This window comes from Maritimibacter sp. UBA3975, assembly GCF_002384975.1.
GTDB lineage: Bacteria > Pseudomonadota > Alphaproteobacteria > Rhodobacterales > Rhodobacteraceae > Maritimibacter.
Window position 1 is genome coordinate 195,922 of the sequence record NZ_DGCP01000012.1, and the last position, 14,794, is coordinate 210,715.

General features: G+C 65.8%; 16 protein-coding genes. 11 read left to right on the forward strand and 5 right to left on the reverse strand.

Annotated features, from left to right (window positions below; translation table 11 throughout):
* Complete coding sequence (locus B2585_RS14790; protein ID WP_292024651.1) at nt 1–1,221, reverse strand: MFS transporter; 1,221 nt, start codon at nt 1,219–1,221, stop codon at nt 1–3.
* Between the two features lie 283 nt (nt 1,222–1,504).
* Here B2585_RS14790 and B2585_RS14795 point away from each other — a divergent pair, with 283 nt between their 5' ends.
* The 3 genes from B2585_RS14795 to B2585_RS14805 all read left to right on the forward strand — a co-directional run bounded on the left by B2585_RS14795 (nt 1,505) and on the right by B2585_RS14805 (nt 3,315).
* Nucleotides 1,505–2,152 carry a DUF1236 domain-containing protein gene (locus tag B2585_RS14795; protein ID WP_292024653.1) on the forward strand — a complete coding sequence of 216 codons (648 nt, stop codon included), beginning with the start codon at nt 1,505–1,507 and terminating at the stop codon, nt 2,150–2,152.
* Between the two features lie 143 nt (nt 2,153–2,295).
* The gene (locus B2585_RS14800; protein WP_292024655.1) at nt 2,296–3,048 is read left to right on the forward strand and encodes a hypothetical protein; all 753 of its coding nucleotides are present in this window, start codon (nt 2,296–2,298) and stop codon (nt 3,046–3,048) included.
* 54 nt (nt 3,049–3,102) lie between these two features.
* Nucleotides 3,103–3,315, forward strand: a complete 213-nt coding sequence (locus B2585_RS14805) for a DUF2945 domain-containing protein (RefSeq protein ID WP_292024656.1) — start codon at nt 3,103–3,105, stop codon at nt 3,313–3,315.
* 34 nt (nt 3,316–3,349) lie between these two features.
* On the opposite strand, the gene B2585_RS14810 is transcribed toward B2585_RS14805, so the two are convergent.
* Nucleotides 3,350–5,020, reverse strand: a complete 1,671-nt coding sequence (locus B2585_RS14810) for a B12-binding domain-containing radical SAM protein (RefSeq protein WP_292024658.1) — start codon at nt 5,018–5,020, stop codon at nt 3,350–3,352.
* A gap of 385 nt (nt 5,021–5,405) precedes the next feature.
* Between B2585_RS14810 and rpmB the strand changes: the two genes are divergently transcribed.
* Nucleotides 5,406–5,693 (forward strand): 50S ribosomal protein L28, encoded by a 288-nt coding sequence (rpmB, locus tag B2585_RS14815; RefSeq protein WP_292024659.1) that lies wholly within the window; start codon nt 5,406–5,408, stop codon nt 5,691–5,693.
* 193 nt (nt 5,694–5,886) lie between these two features.
* Here rpmB and B2585_RS14820 read toward each other — a convergent pair whose 3' ends face one another.
* Entirely contained in the window at nt 5,887–6,900 is a 1,014-nt protein-coding gene (locus B2585_RS14820) for a methyltransferase (protein WP_292024662.1), read from the reverse strand.
* A gap of 117 nt (nt 6,901–7,017) precedes the next feature.
* Between B2585_RS14820 and B2585_RS14825 the strand changes: the two genes are divergently transcribed.
* Nucleotides 7,018–7,356, forward strand: coding sequence for a hypothetical protein (locus B2585_RS14825; protein WP_292024665.1), 339 nt, complete (start codon nt 7,018–7,020; stop codon nt 7,354–7,356).
* 34 nt (nt 7,357–7,390) lie between these two features.
* Nucleotides 7,391–7,879 (forward strand): copper chaperone PCu(A)C, encoded by a 489-nt coding sequence (locus B2585_RS14830; protein ID WP_292024667.1) that lies wholly within the window; start codon nt 7,391–7,393, stop codon nt 7,877–7,879.
* A gap of 13 nt (nt 7,880–7,892) precedes the next feature.
* On the opposite strand, the gene B2585_RS14835 is transcribed toward B2585_RS14830, so the two are convergent.
* Nucleotides 7,893–8,582, reverse strand: coding sequence for an NAD-dependent deacylase (locus B2585_RS14835; protein WP_292024668.1), 690 nt, complete (start codon nt 8,580–8,582; stop codon nt 7,893–7,895).
* A 72-nt stretch (nt 8,583–8,654) separates the two neighbouring features.
* Here B2585_RS14835 and B2585_RS14840 point away from each other — a divergent pair, with 72 nt between their 5' ends.
* From B2585_RS14840 to ggpS, 5 genes are all read left to right on the forward strand, one after another.
* The gene (locus B2585_RS14840) at nt 8,655–9,080 is read left to right on the forward strand and encodes a hypothetical protein (protein WP_292024670.1); all 426 of its coding nucleotides are present in this window, start codon (nt 8,655–8,657) and stop codon (nt 9,078–9,080) included.
* A gap of 240 nt (nt 9,081–9,320) precedes the next feature.
* Nucleotides 9,321–10,484: a polysaccharide biosynthesis/export family protein gene (locus B2585_RS14845; protein ID WP_292024672.1), complete on the forward strand. Its 1,164-nt coding sequence runs from the start codon at nt 9,321–9,323 to the stop codon at nt 10,482–10,484.
* Between the two features lie 282 nt (nt 10,485–10,766).
* Nucleotides 10,767–11,888, forward strand: a complete 1,122-nt coding sequence (locus B2585_RS14850; RefSeq protein ID WP_292024675.1) for an NAD(P)H-dependent glycerol-3-phosphate dehydrogenase — start codon at nt 10,767–10,769, stop codon at nt 11,886–11,888.
* Nucleotides 11,885–12,667 carry an HAD-IIB family hydrolase gene (locus B2585_RS14855; RefSeq protein WP_292024676.1) on the forward strand — a complete coding sequence of 261 codons (783 nt, stop codon included), beginning with the start codon at nt 11,885–11,887 and terminating at the stop codon, nt 12,665–12,667. Before B2585_RS14850 ends, B2585_RS14855 begins: the two co-directional genes overlap by 4 nt.
* A 1-nt stretch (nt 12,668) precedes the next feature.
* A complete protein-coding gene (gene ggpS, locus B2585_RS14860) occupies nt 12,669–14,180 on the forward strand; it encodes a glucosylglycerol-phosphate synthase (RefSeq protein ID WP_292024678.1) in 1,512 nt (503 codons plus the stop codon).
* Nucleotides 14,181–14,192: 12 nt separating this feature from the next.
* On the opposite strand, the gene B2585_RS14865 is transcribed toward ggpS, so the two are convergent.
* A complete protein-coding gene (locus tag B2585_RS14865) occupies nt 14,193–14,792 on the reverse strand; it encodes a LuxR C-terminal-related transcriptional regulator (protein ID WP_292024679.1) in 600 nt (199 codons plus the stop codon).
* Nucleotides 14,793–14,794 lie beyond the last annotated feature (2 nt).

Genomic DNA, 14,794 nt, shown 5'->3' on the forward strand with positions numbered 1-14,794 from the left:
TCAGTCCCCGACCGGGCGTATCCAGATCGCGACGGTCGCCACGGCGCAGACGATCACGAACAGCGTGGTGGCCAGCGGCATTCCCGTCCATTCCGTCACCGTCGAGATCGCGAAGGCGAGGAACGCGGTCGATGCCGTGTTGGCCAGCATCCAGATCGACATGACCCGCCCCCGCAGTTCGTCCTCCAGCCGCGCCTGCACCCCGATCTGAAGCGACACCCCGACATAGGTCGAGGCGAAGCCGACAAAAGCCGCCGGGACCAGCGCACTCTCGAAACTCGGGGCATGGACAAGGCCGAGCGCGCCCGCGAACCCCACGAACATGACCCCGAACCGAAGTGCCCTGTGCCGCACGAGCTGGTTGCCCGCGACCACCTGGAAAATGGCCGCGACCAGCGCGCCGCCCCCGACCGCCGAGGTGAGCAGGCCAAGGCCCGAAGCGCCCCGCTCGAATATCCCGTCCGCGACGAGTGCGAGGATCTCCGACACCCCGCGCGTCAGGCCCAGGGCCGCCACGGCGAGCATGATGGACCGGCGGATCGGCCAGCGCGTCCAGACGACCATGAACCCCTGCTTGAGATCGTCGAGCATCCGGCCGTGCTGGCTGTGATCGTCCTCCCGCGGGTTCAGCGTCGGCGCGATCAGCGCGTTCGGGATGGCCAGTGCGATGCCGAGGAAAGACGTGACCAGCGTGCCGTATTGCGCGATCAGAAGACCGCCGATAGCCGGGGCCAGCAGTCGCCCGATATTGAAGTTGAGCGCGGCGAGCGCGACGACCGACCCGATGGCGGGCCGCGCGACGAGGCGCGGGCCGAGCGACTGGCGCACCGGGTGATAGGCCGACATTACCGTCCCGAAAGCCAGCGCCAGGAAAAAGAGCGGCACCGGCGTTAGCACGTCGAGCGCGAGCAGCGCGGTCAGCACGATCGGGATTGCGAGCAGGAACAGCGAGACGCGCTGAAACCCGGTCCGCGCCGACATCCGGTCGGCCAGCGTGCCGAAGAACGGGCCGAAGACCGCCACGGGCAGCAGGCTCGTCGCCGCGATGACACCCACGAAGCTCGGCGATCCGGTCAGATCCCATGCGAGCCACGACAGAAGGATGCGCGTCACCCAGCCGCCGTTCGTCCCGCAGACCGCGCCGAGGTAGTAGCGGCGGAAATCGGGATAGGACAGGGCGCGCGCGCTCGCTTCCTGCGGGGTGTCCGGGATGTCGGTCATGCTTCGTGATTATGCCGGTGAGCCGGGAAGGAAAACCGGCTTTTGGTGCAGAACCGCACAAGTTGACCGACCTTGTGCGAAATCCCGCAGACCAAGGCGCAGCTGCCGTCGGCCTGCAATTGCGCCCGTGAGCTATTGAATACTAACGTCTTACCCTGCCGCGACGGCATGCGCGCACTCCCGCTCAATCGGACAGGCCGTCAGGAACCCAAAACGATCACGGCTCGTTGATGGACCATCCAGACGGGCCGGAAACGGCCGTCACAGAAAACAGGAGACGACCATGTTTAAGAAATCGTTGCTGCTTGGGTCCGCTGCGGCCCTTTCCCTGAGCGCCGGCGCGGCCTTCGCGCAGACCGGCACGGCTTCGGCCTCCACCGATCTGAACCTGCGCATGGGCCCCGGCCCGAACTACAAGATCGCCAGCGTGATCCCCGCGCAGGGCACGGTCGATCTCAACGGGTGCCAGCCGCAGGCCGGCTGGTGCGAAGTCACTTACGAAGGCACGACCGGCTGGGCCTATTCGCCCTACCTGACCGTGGAAGAGACCCCGGTCGCCGAGATGGAAAACGTCGCCGTCGTTGAATACGACGAAGCCGACGCAGGCGAAGCGGCCTTTGTCACCGGCGCGACCGGCGCAGCCATCGGCGCGGCGCTCGGCGGACCCGTCGGCGCGGCCATCGGCGGCGCAGTCGGCGCGATCGGCGGCGGCACGGCAGCCTCGCTCGACCAGGAAGTCATCACCTACGTTCAGGCCAATCCGGTCGAGCCGGTGTTCCTGCAAGGTGAGCCCGTTGTCGGCGTGACCGTTCCGGAAAACGTCGAGATGTATTCGGTGCCCGATGTGGACGGCTATGCCTACTCCAACATCAACGGCGACACCGTCATCATCGAAGGCGAAAGCCGCCAGATCGTGCGCGTCGTGCGGTAACACCGCAGACCGTCGTGACCCGAACGACCAAGCGGCCCATCGCGAAAGCGGTGGGCCGTTGTCACATCAATATGATGTGTGCGTTTACGGTACGGGAACAAAATGAGCTTACATGTGTTGGGAATTAACGAAAGGACAGTGATATGACCGCCAGCATTCATTACCTGCGCCCGTACCATGAGGCCCGCCTCGACGATATTCCCCTGATCTGGACCCTGCCGGACGAGCCCCCCACCGGGATCGTCATCCACGTCCCCGATTTCGGACAGCGCAAGGAAGACACGGTCAAGCTGCTCGAACTTTACAATCGCCAGGGCCGCATCGCCGTGTCCCTCGACCTGCAACGCCACGGCGCTCGCCACGACGATGCCGACCTTTCCGCCGAAGTCGCGCTGGACTACACCCGCGTGCTCTGGACCCTGCTGGGTGAAACCATCCTCGATATTCCCACCGTCTCGACCTGGGCACGGCTGCGCTTCGGCGATCTGCCCCTGTCGCTCACGGGCCTTGGCCTCGGCGGCGACGTGGCGCTGGCCGCTACGCGCATGGTGAGCCGGGTGGAGGACGTGACGGTCATCGGCGCCTCGCCCGACTGGACCTGTCCGCTGGGCACGTTCGACGAGCTGACGGGCCGGGCCGATACCCGCGCGGCACTGTTTCGCCAGATGTTGGAGCCCATGACCCACGCTGCCGATTACGTCGGCCAGCGCATCCATTTCCTGCGCGCCCGCGACACCGACCGGGCCGCCGCCATCGACCTGTTCAAGTCGCAGATCCTCGATCTGTCGACCGGAGAGGGTGGTGAAATCGTCACCACGACGCTCGCCGCCCGCGCAGGTGTCGATTTCGCCGACCCCACGGTCTGGTGGCCCCATATCGGCCCGCTCGCGGCCTGACGGGAACCGCCGCCCTCCGCGCCGCGTTGCGACAGACGATCACAGGAGGCGCGCATGAATATCGACGTCGGAGATACCGTATCGTGGAAATGGGGCGTGGGCCGGGCCTCTGGCACCGTCCGCAAACGCTACACGCACAAGGTGACCCGCAAGCTCAAGGGTACCCGGATCACGCGGGGCGGATCGGACGACAACCCCGCGCTTTTCATTGAACAACAGGACGGCGACGGTGTGTTGAAACTCGCCTCCGAGGTGAAAGCTCACTGAAAGCCGGACGGCGGCGGCCCGAAGGCCGCCGGTGTCACTCGGCGGCCGCGATGGCGGCTTCTTCCGGCGCATCGACCACGGCCGCGGCCGGAAGGTCCATCTTGCGGAAGTAGGCCTCGCGCTGCGACGCGTCCGGGTTTTCCCGACAGAAGGCGATCTGGTCGCGCATTTCCACCTTCACGATCTCGCTGAACTTGCCCAGATGGGCATAGAGCGATGCGCAGTAAAGCGCATGTTTGATCGCCCGCGGCTTGTGCCGCAGGACATAGGCCAGAAGTTTCCAGTAATGCCCCCGCAGGTCGGGCCGCGTGACCGTCGCGTTCCAGAAGAACGTGATGAGGTGCTTGGCGTCCTTCAGGAGCATCTTGCGGCTCAGGTCGCCCGACGGCCCCGACACATCGAGGTGCCCGACCATGTTGCGCACGCGCTTGAAGAAGGAGTCGGGCGACATGATCGTGTCGACCACCTTGTAATACTCCGACAGGATATCCGCACGCGGACGCAGCGTTTCGAAGTTGAGACCCGACAGGCACTGGTCGCCATCGTCGTCTTTTTCCAACATGCCGTAAAGCGGGTCGAGACGCCCCTCCTTCTCCAGCCGCCGCTGAAGCTGCGTGTTGGGCAGCGCGGTCAGAAGCCCGACCATCGCGACCGGGATCGAGGCTTCCTCGATCAGCTCAATCATGCCCTGCGCGGCATATTCGCTCTCGTTGTCGAAGCCCACGATGAAGCCCGCGATCACGAAGATGCCGTAGCTCTGTATCGTGTGAACACTCTCGGCGATGTCGCGCTTGATGTTCTGCTTTTTCTTCATCGCGATGAGGACATCCGGATCCGGGCTCTCGATCCCCACGAAGCAGGTGAAGAACCCGGCGTCGCGCATCATGCCCAGAAACTCGGGGTCGTCGGCGAGGTTGAGCGAGGCTTCGGTCGAAAACTCGAACGGGAAGCCGTTTTTCTTCTGCCACTCGATCAGCTTGGGCAGAAACGCCTTCACGGATTTCTTGTTGCCGATAAGGTTGTCGTCCACGAAATCGACATGGCCGCGGTAGCCCAGCTCATACAGCCGGTCGAGTTCGCCCAGGATCTGCGTCTCCATCTTGGTGCGCGGCTTGCGCCCGAACAGCTCGATGATGTCGCAGAATTCGCACAGGAACGGACAGCCCCGGCTGAGCTGCACGTTGATCATCAGGTAATCGTCCAGCTTGAGCAGGTCATAGCGCGGCACCGGCGTGGTCGTGACGTCCACGGTGTGCAGCGGCGCGCGGAACTCGCCCTCACGCATGCCACCCTTCCAGGCTTCGATCACCTCGTCCAGAACACCCTCGGCCTCGCCGATGACGCGGATATCGAGGTCAGCATAGACCTCGGGGTGAGAGCTCACGTCCGGTCCGCCGACGACCGTGACCTTGCCCCGTTCCTTGCAGCGTGCGGCTTCCTTCAGAAGGTGGGGCTGCTGCGAGATCATGCCGGAGAACATCACCATGTCCGCCCAGTCGATGTCTTCGTCGTTCAGCTCCTGCGTGTTCATGTCAATCAGCCGCACCGGCCAGTCCCCCGGCAGCATGGCGGCGACCGTGATGAGGCCCAGCGGCGGCGCGGGATATTTCGCACCGGCGAGGTCACATGTCTCGAGGAAATTCCAGAACGACGTGTTCGAAAACTTGGGATAGACCAGAAGGACGTTCGGCGTGGTTCCCGGCATGGATAGCTCCTGACGCGGAATAAGAATTAAAATGCGTAGTGCAGACGCAGAAAAGCCTATCGAAAAAGCCACCTGCTTACGATGTTTTTTTTTAGAAAACCGCGAAAACGTGTGCCGGTTGGCCCGAAGCTGCCTGTGCATGTGCAACCCGAACGGGCGCCCGCGCCCGATCCGTTGGCAGGACGCGGGCCGGACGCTGCGCGAAAAGGGGCCGCAAACCCCTTCTTTCAGGGGGGCGACTCACTTGACGCACCGCGGAAAAGCGCATATTGCCCCCGAACGGAATTCAGGGCGCTGCGCGTGCGGCGTCCCTTTGTATTGACTGGCAAGTCCGGAGACGGCGCGAAAACGCCGCTGGAAACTGCCCGAAGATGAGGATGAACCCATGTCGCGTGTCTGCGAACTGACCGGCAAAGGCCCCGCCGTTGGAAACAACGTCAGCCACGCCAACAACAGGACCCGGCGTCGCTTCCTGCCGAACCTGAACGACGTTTCGCTCGTGTCCGAGACCCTCGGTCGGCCGATCAAGCTGCGCATCTCGGCCTCGGCCCTGCGCACGGTCGATCACCGCGGCGGGCTCGACAAGTTCCTGGCGAAGGCCAAGGACGCCGAGCTTTCGGCCAAGGCGCTGAAGGTCAAGAAAGAGATCGCGAAGGCCCAGGCTTCCGCCTGATCCTCACCGCGTTCGTGATGAATGGCCTCGCCCCAGGGCGGGGCCTTTGTCGTTCCCGGGCGCTGTCGAAAGGAGCGCGCTGACGCGCGCGCAGGTTTTGCGCCGCCCCGGCTGCGCCGGGACGTCGCGGCGGGGGGAGGCCAGCCTCCCCCGGACGCGTCTCCCCTTTCGAACTATTTGGGCGCAGGGAAGATCAGGGGCGGTGGCCCGTGGCGAGCTTGGTCATGCCCGGAATGAGCGGGCCGACCGTGACATCCGCGAAGCCCGCCTTCGTCATGGCCTCGGCCAGCCATCCATCGTCGAGCGACCGGGCCTCGGGCGTGAAGGCCGTGTGCTGGAGCTGCCAGAGCGCCGTGTTCTTGGGCCCGGTCAGGTCCGCATCCACCACGAAGTCATGGATAAGAAGCCGCCCGCCCGGTGCGAGGTGGTCGAAGGCGCGGGCGATCAGCCCCTCGTGCGTATGGTCCGGCACGCCCGAGAACAGGTAGGACATGAGGATCGCATCCTGTTCGTCGGGCCAGTCGCCCTCCAGCGCATTGGCGTGGCGATAGGTGATACGGTCGCTCAGCCCCGCCTCGGCGACATACCCTTCGCCCAGCGCGGCGACATTGGGAAAGTCGATGACGGTCGCCGTGAGCTTCGGGTTCGCCTTGCAAAGGGTGATGGCGAAGGCCCCCGTGCCGCCACCGACATCCAGAAGGCGGCGCACGTCCGACAGGTCCACCCGTTTCGCAAGCCCCCGCGCCGGGCCGAGTGAGCCCGCGTGCTGGCTTTCGGAGTAGAGCCGCGCCTGTTCGGGGTCGGAAAACCAGGTGTCGTAGGAATCGGTCGCGTCCTCGGCAAGATCGCCGGTCAACGCCGCGTCGATCTGGTCCATCAGCGGATACATCTGCTGCCCGACCTGCCGTTCGAGGTAGTCCGAAAAGTCGTATTTCGCGCCTTTCACGAGGAAGGCGTCGGCCGCGGCCGAATTGGCGAAACGCCCCGCGCCATCCACCGTCGTCAGGCCCAGCCCGGTGAGCGCGGTCATCAGCGTCCGGCAGCGTTCCACCGGCAATCCGGCTTTCTCCGCCAGCACTGCGGCCTGCAACGGGCCGTCCGCCAGCGCCGTGAAGATGTCGAACCGGATCGCGGCGAAGAGCGCGCGCGAGCCCATGTAGGCGAAAGCGATATCGGAAATGTCCTCGGCTTCGGTCAGGCCGGTCATGGTCGTCCCCTCTGTTGGTGTGAGCCTACCCTAACCGCCCCCGCGCCGGATGGCCACGCGCCAGCCGCGACAAACGGCGCCTTGCCCGGTCCCCGCGCCGGATATAGGTGTCATGCGATGCACCGGATCACGTCCATAATCATGGCGCTCGCGCTCGTCCTGTCGGGGGTTGTCCTCGCCGGGGCCAAGGGTGTGCCGATGCCCGTGGGCACGGATATCGTGATCTGTTCCGGGGTTGGCGTGACGACCATCACGATCGGCCCGGACGGGGAACCCGTGGAGAACGTGGACGTCTGCCCTGAGGGTCATTCGATCTTCGCCGCGGCGTTCTCGGCGCCCCCCCTGCCGGCGCCCGAACTGCGGCGCGTGGCCCTGCCTGCGCCCTCGGCACGCGCCATTCCCGCCTCGCGTGAGGAGGTGACGCCGGCGGCGCGGGGGCCGCCCCTGACGATCTGACCCCACCTTTCAGATCACATCAGGAGACACGACAATGAAACGCACCATCATCGCGGCCATCGCCGCCACCCTCGCCATGCCCGCCATCGCCGGGAGCGAGATCGAAATCCACGACGCTTATGCACGGTCCGCGGGCGCGAATGCCCTCGCCGGGGCCGCCTTCTTCATGCTCGCAAACACCGGCGACGAGGACGACACGCTTATCGGCGTGCGCTCGGACGCCGCGAAGAAAGTCGAACTGCACACCCATATCGCCAACGACGAAGGCGTGATGCGCATGGTTCAGATCGAAGGCGGCATCCCGGTCGCCGCCGGTAGCGAGCACATGCTCAAACGCGGCGGAGACCATGTCATGTTCATGGGCCTGACCGACGGCTTCGAGAACGGCGAGACGCTCGACGTCACGCTGGTTTTTGAGAAGGCAGGCGAGGTCGCGGTCGAGATCACCGTCGACAACGACCGCAAGCCGGGCGAGGCCGGGATGGGTGCCATGAACCACGGCAACATGGGCGCCTCCAACTGAGCCGACGTCCGGGTCAGCGGGCGCCCAGCACCTCGTCGACCCAGAGCGGCACGATCTCAGACGCGGGTCCGTAACGGCCCGCGTCGAACTGTCCGCCCACATCGCTGGGTTCGAGGTTGAGCTCCAGCGTCTCCACCCGGTTGGCCCGCGCCTCGCCCACGAATCCGGCGGCGGGATAGACGCTGCCGGACGTGCCGATCGCGACGAAAAGCGTGGCCCGTTCCAGCGCGTCGAAGATCCGCTCCATGTGATAGGGCATCTCGCCGAACCACACGACATCGGGCCGGGTCGCGGGTGCGCCGCAGGCGGGGCAGGGGGCGCTCACCGACATCTCCTCAGGCGCATCCCAGCGGTGATCGCAGGCCGCGCAGAGCGCTCGGAACAGCTCCCCATGCATGTGGATCACGTCCGTCACCCCGCCGCGTTCGTGCAGGTCATCCACGTTCTGCGTCACGACAACCGTATCGGGCCGCGCCGCGACCAGACGGCCGAGCGCGTGATGCGCCGCGTTGGGAGAGGCACCCCGGCAATTGGCGCGCCGGGCGTTGTAGAAGTCCTGCACCAGCGCCGGATTGCGCGCGAACCCCTCGGGCGTGGCCACTTCGTTCAGATCGTATTTCGTCCAAAGCCCGTCCTCATCGCGAAACGTGCCCAAACCGCTTTCCGCCGAAATCCCGGCGCCTGTCAGAATGACGATGCTCATGGCCGGACCCTAGGACGCTTGACCGGCGCGGGTCCAGCGGCAAGGATCGTCGGATAATAGGGGGAGGGGACGATGAAGACACCTTGGCATCTGTGGGTCGTGGGCGTTCTGTCGCTCCTGTGGAACGCGGGCGGGGCCTATGACTGGGTCTTGGCCCATTTCAGCGCGGAAAGTTACCTCGGCGTGATGACCGAGGCGCAGCGCGAATGGTATTCGAGCTTCCCGCTTTGGGCCGAGGTGTTCTGGGCGCTGGGCGTCTGGGGGGCGATCATCGGGTCGGTCCTGCTGCTCCTGCGCTCGGGCTTCGCGCAGCTGGCCTTCGTGCTGTCGCTGATCGGTCTGATCGGCAACACGCTCCACTCCATTTCCAGCATGGGCACGACGCTTGTCGACATGATGGGGCCCGGCTCGCTCGCCTTCACCGCCGCCATCATCATCGTGGCGCTCGGGCTCTGGCTTTATGCACGCGCGATGACGCGGCGCGGGGTGCTGCGATAGGCGCGAACCCGCCCGCCACGGGCCGTCCTGACGGCGGCCTGTTGCGGGGATGAAACCCTTGGCCAAACGGCGGCGCGCGGCAATTGCCAACCCCGGAAAATCCTGTCACATAACCCCGGTGATATCCGGGGGGATGGTCATGAGCACCGACCAGAACGACACAACGAACACCCTGCTACGTCGCGATTTTCCGGCCCCCGGCCGCGATTCGCCCACGGCGTCGGCACTGCGGAAGACTGCATGACCCTGACACGCCTCCTGCCGCTCATCCTGTCGCTGTTTCTCGGCGCCTGCACCATCCTTCCGAACCAGGGCCCGACCACGGCCGCCTTCGACATGGAAGAGAACCGCACGCCCTCGGCCACCGCCGAAGGATTCATCGTGGCGGACCTCACCCCGCGCACCGTCAAGCTGCTCGAAGGGCGCGGCGCGCCCAGCTTCGGCAGCCTCGGGGGCGCCTACCGCGGCGCCGGACAGTACCGGATCGGCGTGGGCGACGCGGTGAGCGTGTCGATCTGGGAGGCCAACGGCGGCGGGCTCTTCGCCACCGGCGCACCGGGGGCCAGCGGCTCGCGCGCCACGGGTATCCCGGCACAGGTCGTCGAGCGGGACGGGGCGATCACCATTCCCTACGCGGGCCGGGTCACTGTGGCAGGGCTGATGCTGTCGGAAGCCGAGGCCAAGATCGTCGAGGCGCTTCAGGGCAAGGCGATCGAGCCGCAGGCCATCGTCTCGGTGAACCAGAACGTCTCCAACACCGTGACCGTGACCGGCGAAGTGGTGAACGGGCGGCGCATTCCCCTCACGCAGGCAGGCGACCGCATCCTCGATGTCATCGCCGCGGCCGGTGGCGCGCGCAGCCCTACCGATGAAACGGTCGTCACCCTGTCGCGCGGCGGCCACACGCTGTCCATCGCGATGGGCAAGCTCATCAAGAACCCGAGCGAGAACATCTATGCCCGCGCCGGCGACACCATCACCGTCGTGCGCGAGGTCAAGATTTTCACCGCGCTGGGCGCCACGGGCCGCAACACGCTCGTCGATTTTCCGACCTCCGGCATCACGCTTGAGAAAGCCGTGGCCAAGGCCGGCGGCCTCATCAACGTGCTGTCCGATCCGGGTGGCGTGTTCCTGCTGCGCCGCGAACATGCCTCGCTTGCCCGCAAGCTCGACCCGACCTTCCCGATCGCCAACCCGAACGGCTACGTCAACGTGGTCTACCGGGCGAACCTACGTGACCCGAACACCCTGTTCCTCGCCAAGCGGTTCGACGTGCTCGAGGACGACATCCTCTATGTCTCCGGCGCACCGTCGACCGAATTGCAGAAGTTCCTGACCCTCGTTGGCCTCGGAACGGACAGCGTGAACAACCTGTCGCTGGTCGCAAGCCGCCTGACACCCTGATCTGACGGCCTGCCCAATTTTCGGGCAGGCTGATTATTTCCCGTGCAGACACCGCGCCCCGTCCGATCACGACCGCGGGAACAATATTCTGCAAGGCAGCGTTGCCTTGCGGAGGGACGGGAAGACATTACCCTTATGTCCAGAAACGTCGCGCACCCCCGTGATCCGGGCGGATGAGGGGTAGAGGCGCGACATCTCGGTGAGCGGTCCCGCGCTCCCTGGGCCGATCCGCCCCCCGGTCGGCCGAGCAACGACAAATCAAAAGGGCTTTAGCCCGAGCAGATGAAAGACAGCACCAACACGCCGTCCTCCGCGCCCTATGCCCGCGTTGCCGTTATCGGTGCCGGGTCCTGGGGCACAGCCCTTGCAACCGTTCTGGCCCGCAACGGCCGCGACGTGGCCCTGTGGTCGCGCCGCCCCGAGCTGGCCGAAGCCATAAACGTGAGTGGCGAGAACCCCGATTACCTGCCGGGCATCCCCCTGCCACCCGGCATCCGCGCCACCGCCGTCATCGGTGAGGCGCTGTCGGGAGCCGACGCCGTGATCGTCGTCACGCCCTCCGCCACCCTTAGGGATGTCTGCACCGCCATGCGCCCGCAAATCCCGGCGGGCATCCCCATCGCGCTCGCCTGCAAGGGGATCGAGCGCGGTTCGGGGCTTCTGCTCTCCGAGGTGGTCTGCGAAATGCTGCCGGGCCACCCGGTCGGCGCGGTCTCCGGCCCGACTTTCGCGCGTGAAACCGCGCTGGACCATCCGACCGCCGCCACCGTCGCCTTCCCGTTTTCCTACCAGAACCGGCTCGCCCCGCATGACAGCCCCGCGGCCCGCCTCGCCGTGTCGCTCTCCGGCGCAGGCTTCCGCCCCTATGTCTCCGACGACCTCGTGGGCGTCGAGGTGGGCGGCGCGGTCAAGAACGTCATCGCCATCGCCTGCGGCATGATGTCAGGCGCGGGCTTTGCCGAGAACACGCGCGCCGCGCTCATCACCCGTGGCATCGACGAGATGAAGCGGATGGCCGAGGCGCTGGGCGGCTCGCGCGAAACCGTCACCGGTCTTGCGGGCGCGGGCGACCTGACGCTCACCTGCTCCTCGACCACCTCACGCAACATGTCGCTGGGCACGCAACTGGGGCAGGGCATCGCAAGGCCCGACTGTTTCGAGGGCAAGCCCGTCGTCGTCGAGGGCGAGGTGAACGCCGTCTCGGTCATCGACCTCGCCCGCCGCATCGGTGTGCCCATGCCGATCTGCGAAACCGTGAACGCGGTGTTGCACGAGGGCGCGGACCTGCAAGACAGCTTCAACGCCCTCTGGACCCGACCCATCGAGGCCGAGCCCCGCGCGCTCGACATCCTGCTCGACCACCCCGCGCCCACGGCCACGCTTGGATTCGGAGCCAGCGAATGAACATCCCCAAACTGCCCGCGACCCCGCTGGCCACCCGCCGCTTTACGCTCGCCACCGACCTCGACGGCACGTTTCTGGGCGGGAGCGAGGCGGACCGCCATCGGCTCTATGACTGGATCGAAACGAACCGCGATACCGTGGGCCTGATCTTCGTCACCGGGCGCGACCCGCAGTTCATCGGCGAGATGTGCAAGACCGGCGCGCTGCCCTGGCCCGAATATGTCGTGGGCGACGTCGGCACGACCATTGCCCAGGTGTCCGAGCAGGCGATCTCGCCCATCGCGGCGCTCGAGGAAGACATCGCCGCCCGCTGGGGCGACAAGGGCGACCGGGTGCGCGACAGGCTCGCGGGTGCGCCGGGCCTCACGCTTCAGCCGACTGACTTCCGTTACCGGGTAAGCTACGACCTCGACCCCGAGGCCTTCGACGAGGGCGCCAAGACCCGGGTGGAGGCGCTGGGCCTCGACTGGCTGATCTCCGACAACCGCTTCTTCGATGTGCTGCCCAAGGGCGTCTCCAAGGGCCCGTCGATCCGCCGTCTGGTGGAGCATCTCGGCATGGACGAAAACCGCGTCCTCGTTGCGGGCGACACGCTCAACGACCTGTCCATGCTCGAATGCGGCCTGCCCGCCGTCGCGGTCGGCAACTCAGAACCCGCGCTCGTCTCGCGCGTCGCGCATCTGCCGCAGGTCCACTACGCCACCGGCCACGGCGCCGCGGGCATCATGGAGGCGATCCACGCCTTCGACCTTCACCCCAAAGTTCCCCTAGGAGCCTGAAATGTCCTCGAATCTCGTGATCGTCTACCACCGCCAGCCCTACACGGAGGTCGAGGTGGACGGGAAAATCGAATACCACGAGAACAAGAGCCCGAACGGCATCGTGCCGACGCTCAAGAGCTTTTTCGGCCGCTTCGACAAGGGGTCATGGGTCGCATGGAAGGAAAGCGATACGCCCTCGGACCCCGACTTCGAGCGACGGATCGAGATCGACGACGATTTCGGCACCTACGCCGTTCTGCGTCTCCCGCTCACCCGTGAGCAGGTCAAGAGCTTCTACGAAGTCTCGTCGAAAGAAGCGTTCTGGCCGATCCTCCACGGGTTCAAGGAACGCTACAATTACGACCCCGTCGACTGGCCGACCTTTCGCGAGGTAAACTGGGCCTTCGCCGAGGCCGCCGCCGCCGAAGCCGCGCAGGGGGCAGTGGTCTGGGTCCATGACTACAACCTCTGGCTCGTGCCCGGCTACCTGCGCCAGTTGCGCCCGGACGTGAAGATCAGCTTCTTCCACCACACGCCGTTTCCCTCGGCCGACATGTTCAACGTGCTGCCGTGGCGCAAGGAAATCCTCGAAAGCCTGCTGGCTTGCGATGTCGTCGGCTTCCACATCCCGCGCTACGTCGCGAATTTCGTCTCCGCCGCCCGCTCCATGCTCGAGGTGGACGTGGTCAGCCGTCAGAAGGTGGACGAGGATTTCGCGACCGAGTTTTCCGCGCTGACCGAGGTGTCCGTGCCGGACGTGATCGCCCATGAGGGCCGCACCATCCGCGTGCAGGCTTCGCCGGTCGGGGTCGACGCGGACTATATCGAAGAGGTCGCACGGCGCTCCGAGACGGAGGACAAGACCGCCGAAATTCGCGCGGAACTGGGCGAACGCCGCCTGCTGCTGTCCGTGGGCCGGACCGACTACACCAAGGGCGGGATCGACCAGCTGGAAAGCTTCGAGCGGCTGCTGGAGGCGAACCCCGACATGCTGGGCAAGGTCAAGCTCATGCACGTCTCGGTCCCCGCAAACCAGAACATGACGGTCTATGAAAATATCCAGGCCGACCTCGAACAGATGGCGGGGCGGATCAACGGGCGCTTCGGCACGCTCGACTGGCAGCCCATCGCGCTTATCAGCCGGGCGATTCCCTTCACCGAACTCGTCTCCTACTACCGGGCCGCCGACGTGGCCTGGATCACGCCGCTGGCCGACGGCATGAACCTTGTCGCCAAGGAATTCTGCGCGGCGCGGATCGACGGGGACGGGGTGCTGGTACTGTCGGAATTCGCGGGCGCGGCGGTCGAAATGGGCTCGGCCCTTCTGACCAACCCGTTCTCCGCCCGCTCGATGCAAAGCGCCATCGAACAGGCGCTGAACATGGAGGCCCCCGAACGACAGGACCGGATGCGCGCGCTGCGCGAGACGGTCCACAAATACGACATCCGGTTCTGGGCCGATCACCAGATGCAGGCCCTCGGCGGAAACGTGGCAAAGATTGTGGACAGCCCGCAGGAAGAGCCTGTCTGATCCGGTGCGGCCTCAGCGGGCGACGATGCGCTCCGGCGGCACGCCCGACATGGCGTGAAGCAGCGAATTCGTGTTGGTCACGCCGAACTTCTTTTGCAGTTTCGCCCGGTGAACCTCGACCGTGCGCGGGCTGATCCCCAGCGCGCGGGCGATCTCTTTCGACGTCATCCCCTCGGCCACGAGGTTGACCACCTGCCGCTCGCGGGGTGTGAGCGGCTGGTAGGGGCGGTGGCCCGACAGGTCCGCGAAACTCCACACCGCGCGGTTTAGCGGATCGCCCTCGGGGGTCAGCGAATGGCCCCGCGTGCGGCACCAGAACAGCGACCCGTCCTTGCGTGCCATGACCCGTTCGTCCCAGTAGGTGTTCGTCTCGCGCAGCTGGTCCACACCGCGGTCCCGGATCTTCACGAACTCCTCCGGGCTCGGGTAAAGCACTTGAAATGACTGGTCATTCAGCTCGCCCGGCCCATAGCCGAACATGCGCTCGAACTCGGGATTGCAGCCCCGGATCACGCGGCTTTCGGTGATCACCAGACCGACCGGAGAGTACTCGAACGCAAGCGCCGAGAAGTCGCCGGTCTGGTAGGCTTGATCTATAAGTATTTTCCCCAACT

What these genes read in the sequence shown, in the direction of transcription:
- B2585_RS14855 (WP_292024676.1), top strand. Translation starts at nt 11,885, where the DNA reads ATGAACATCCCCAAACTGCCCGCGACCCCGCTGGCCACCCGCCGCTTT.
- B2585_RS14830 (WP_292024667.1), top strand. Translation starts at nt 7,391, where the DNA reads ATGAAACGCACCATCATCGCGGCCATCGCCGCCACCCTCGCCATGCCC.
- B2585_RS14820 (WP_292024662.1), bottom strand. Translation starts at nt 6,900, where the DNA reads ATGACCGGCCTGACCGAAGCCGAGGACATTTCCGATATCGCTTTCGCC.
- B2585_RS14850 (WP_292024675.1), top strand. Translation starts at nt 10,767, where the DNA reads ATGAAAGACAGCACCAACACGCCGTCCTCCGCGCCCTATGCCCGCGTT.
- rpmB (WP_292024659.1), top strand. Translation starts at nt 5,406, where the DNA reads ATGTCGCGTGTCTGCGAACTGACCGGCAAAGGCCCCGCCGTTGGAAAC.
- B2585_RS14790 (WP_292024651.1), bottom strand. Translation starts at nt 1,221, where the DNA reads ATGACCGACATCCCGGACACCCCGCAGGAAGCGAGCGCGCGCGCCCTG.
- ggpS (WP_292024678.1), top strand. Translation starts at nt 12,669, where the DNA reads ATGTCCTCGAATCTCGTGATCGTCTACCACCGCCAGCCCTACACGGAG.
- B2585_RS14835 (WP_292024668.1), bottom strand. Translation starts at nt 8,582, where the DNA reads ATGAGCATCGTCATTCTGACAGGCGCCGGGATTTCGGCGGAAAGCGGT.
- B2585_RS14795 (WP_292024653.1), top strand. Translation starts at nt 1,505, where the DNA reads ATGTTTAAGAAATCGTTGCTGCTTGGGTCCGCTGCGGCCCTTTCCCTG.
- B2585_RS14800 (WP_292024655.1), top strand. Translation starts at nt 2,296, where the DNA reads ATGACCGCCAGCATTCATTACCTGCGCCCGTACCATGAGGCCCGCCTC.
- B2585_RS14845 (WP_292024672.1), top strand. Translation starts at nt 9,321, where the DNA reads ATGACCCTGACACGCCTCCTGCCGCTCATCCTGTCGCTGTTTCTCGGC.
- B2585_RS14805 (WP_292024656.1), top strand. Translation starts at nt 3,103, where the DNA reads ATGAATATCGACGTCGGAGATACCGTATCGTGGAAATGGGGCGTGGGC.
- B2585_RS14810 (WP_292024658.1), bottom strand. Translation starts at nt 5,020, where the DNA reads ATGCCGGGAACCACGCCGAACGTCCTTCTGGTCTATCCCAAGTTTTCG.
- B2585_RS14825 (WP_292024665.1), top strand. Translation starts at nt 7,018, where the DNA reads ATGCACCGGATCACGTCCATAATCATGGCGCTCGCGCTCGTCCTGTCG.
- B2585_RS14840 (WP_292024670.1), top strand. Translation starts at nt 8,655, where the DNA reads ATGAAGACACCTTGGCATCTGTGGGTCGTGGGCGTTCTGTCGCTCCTG.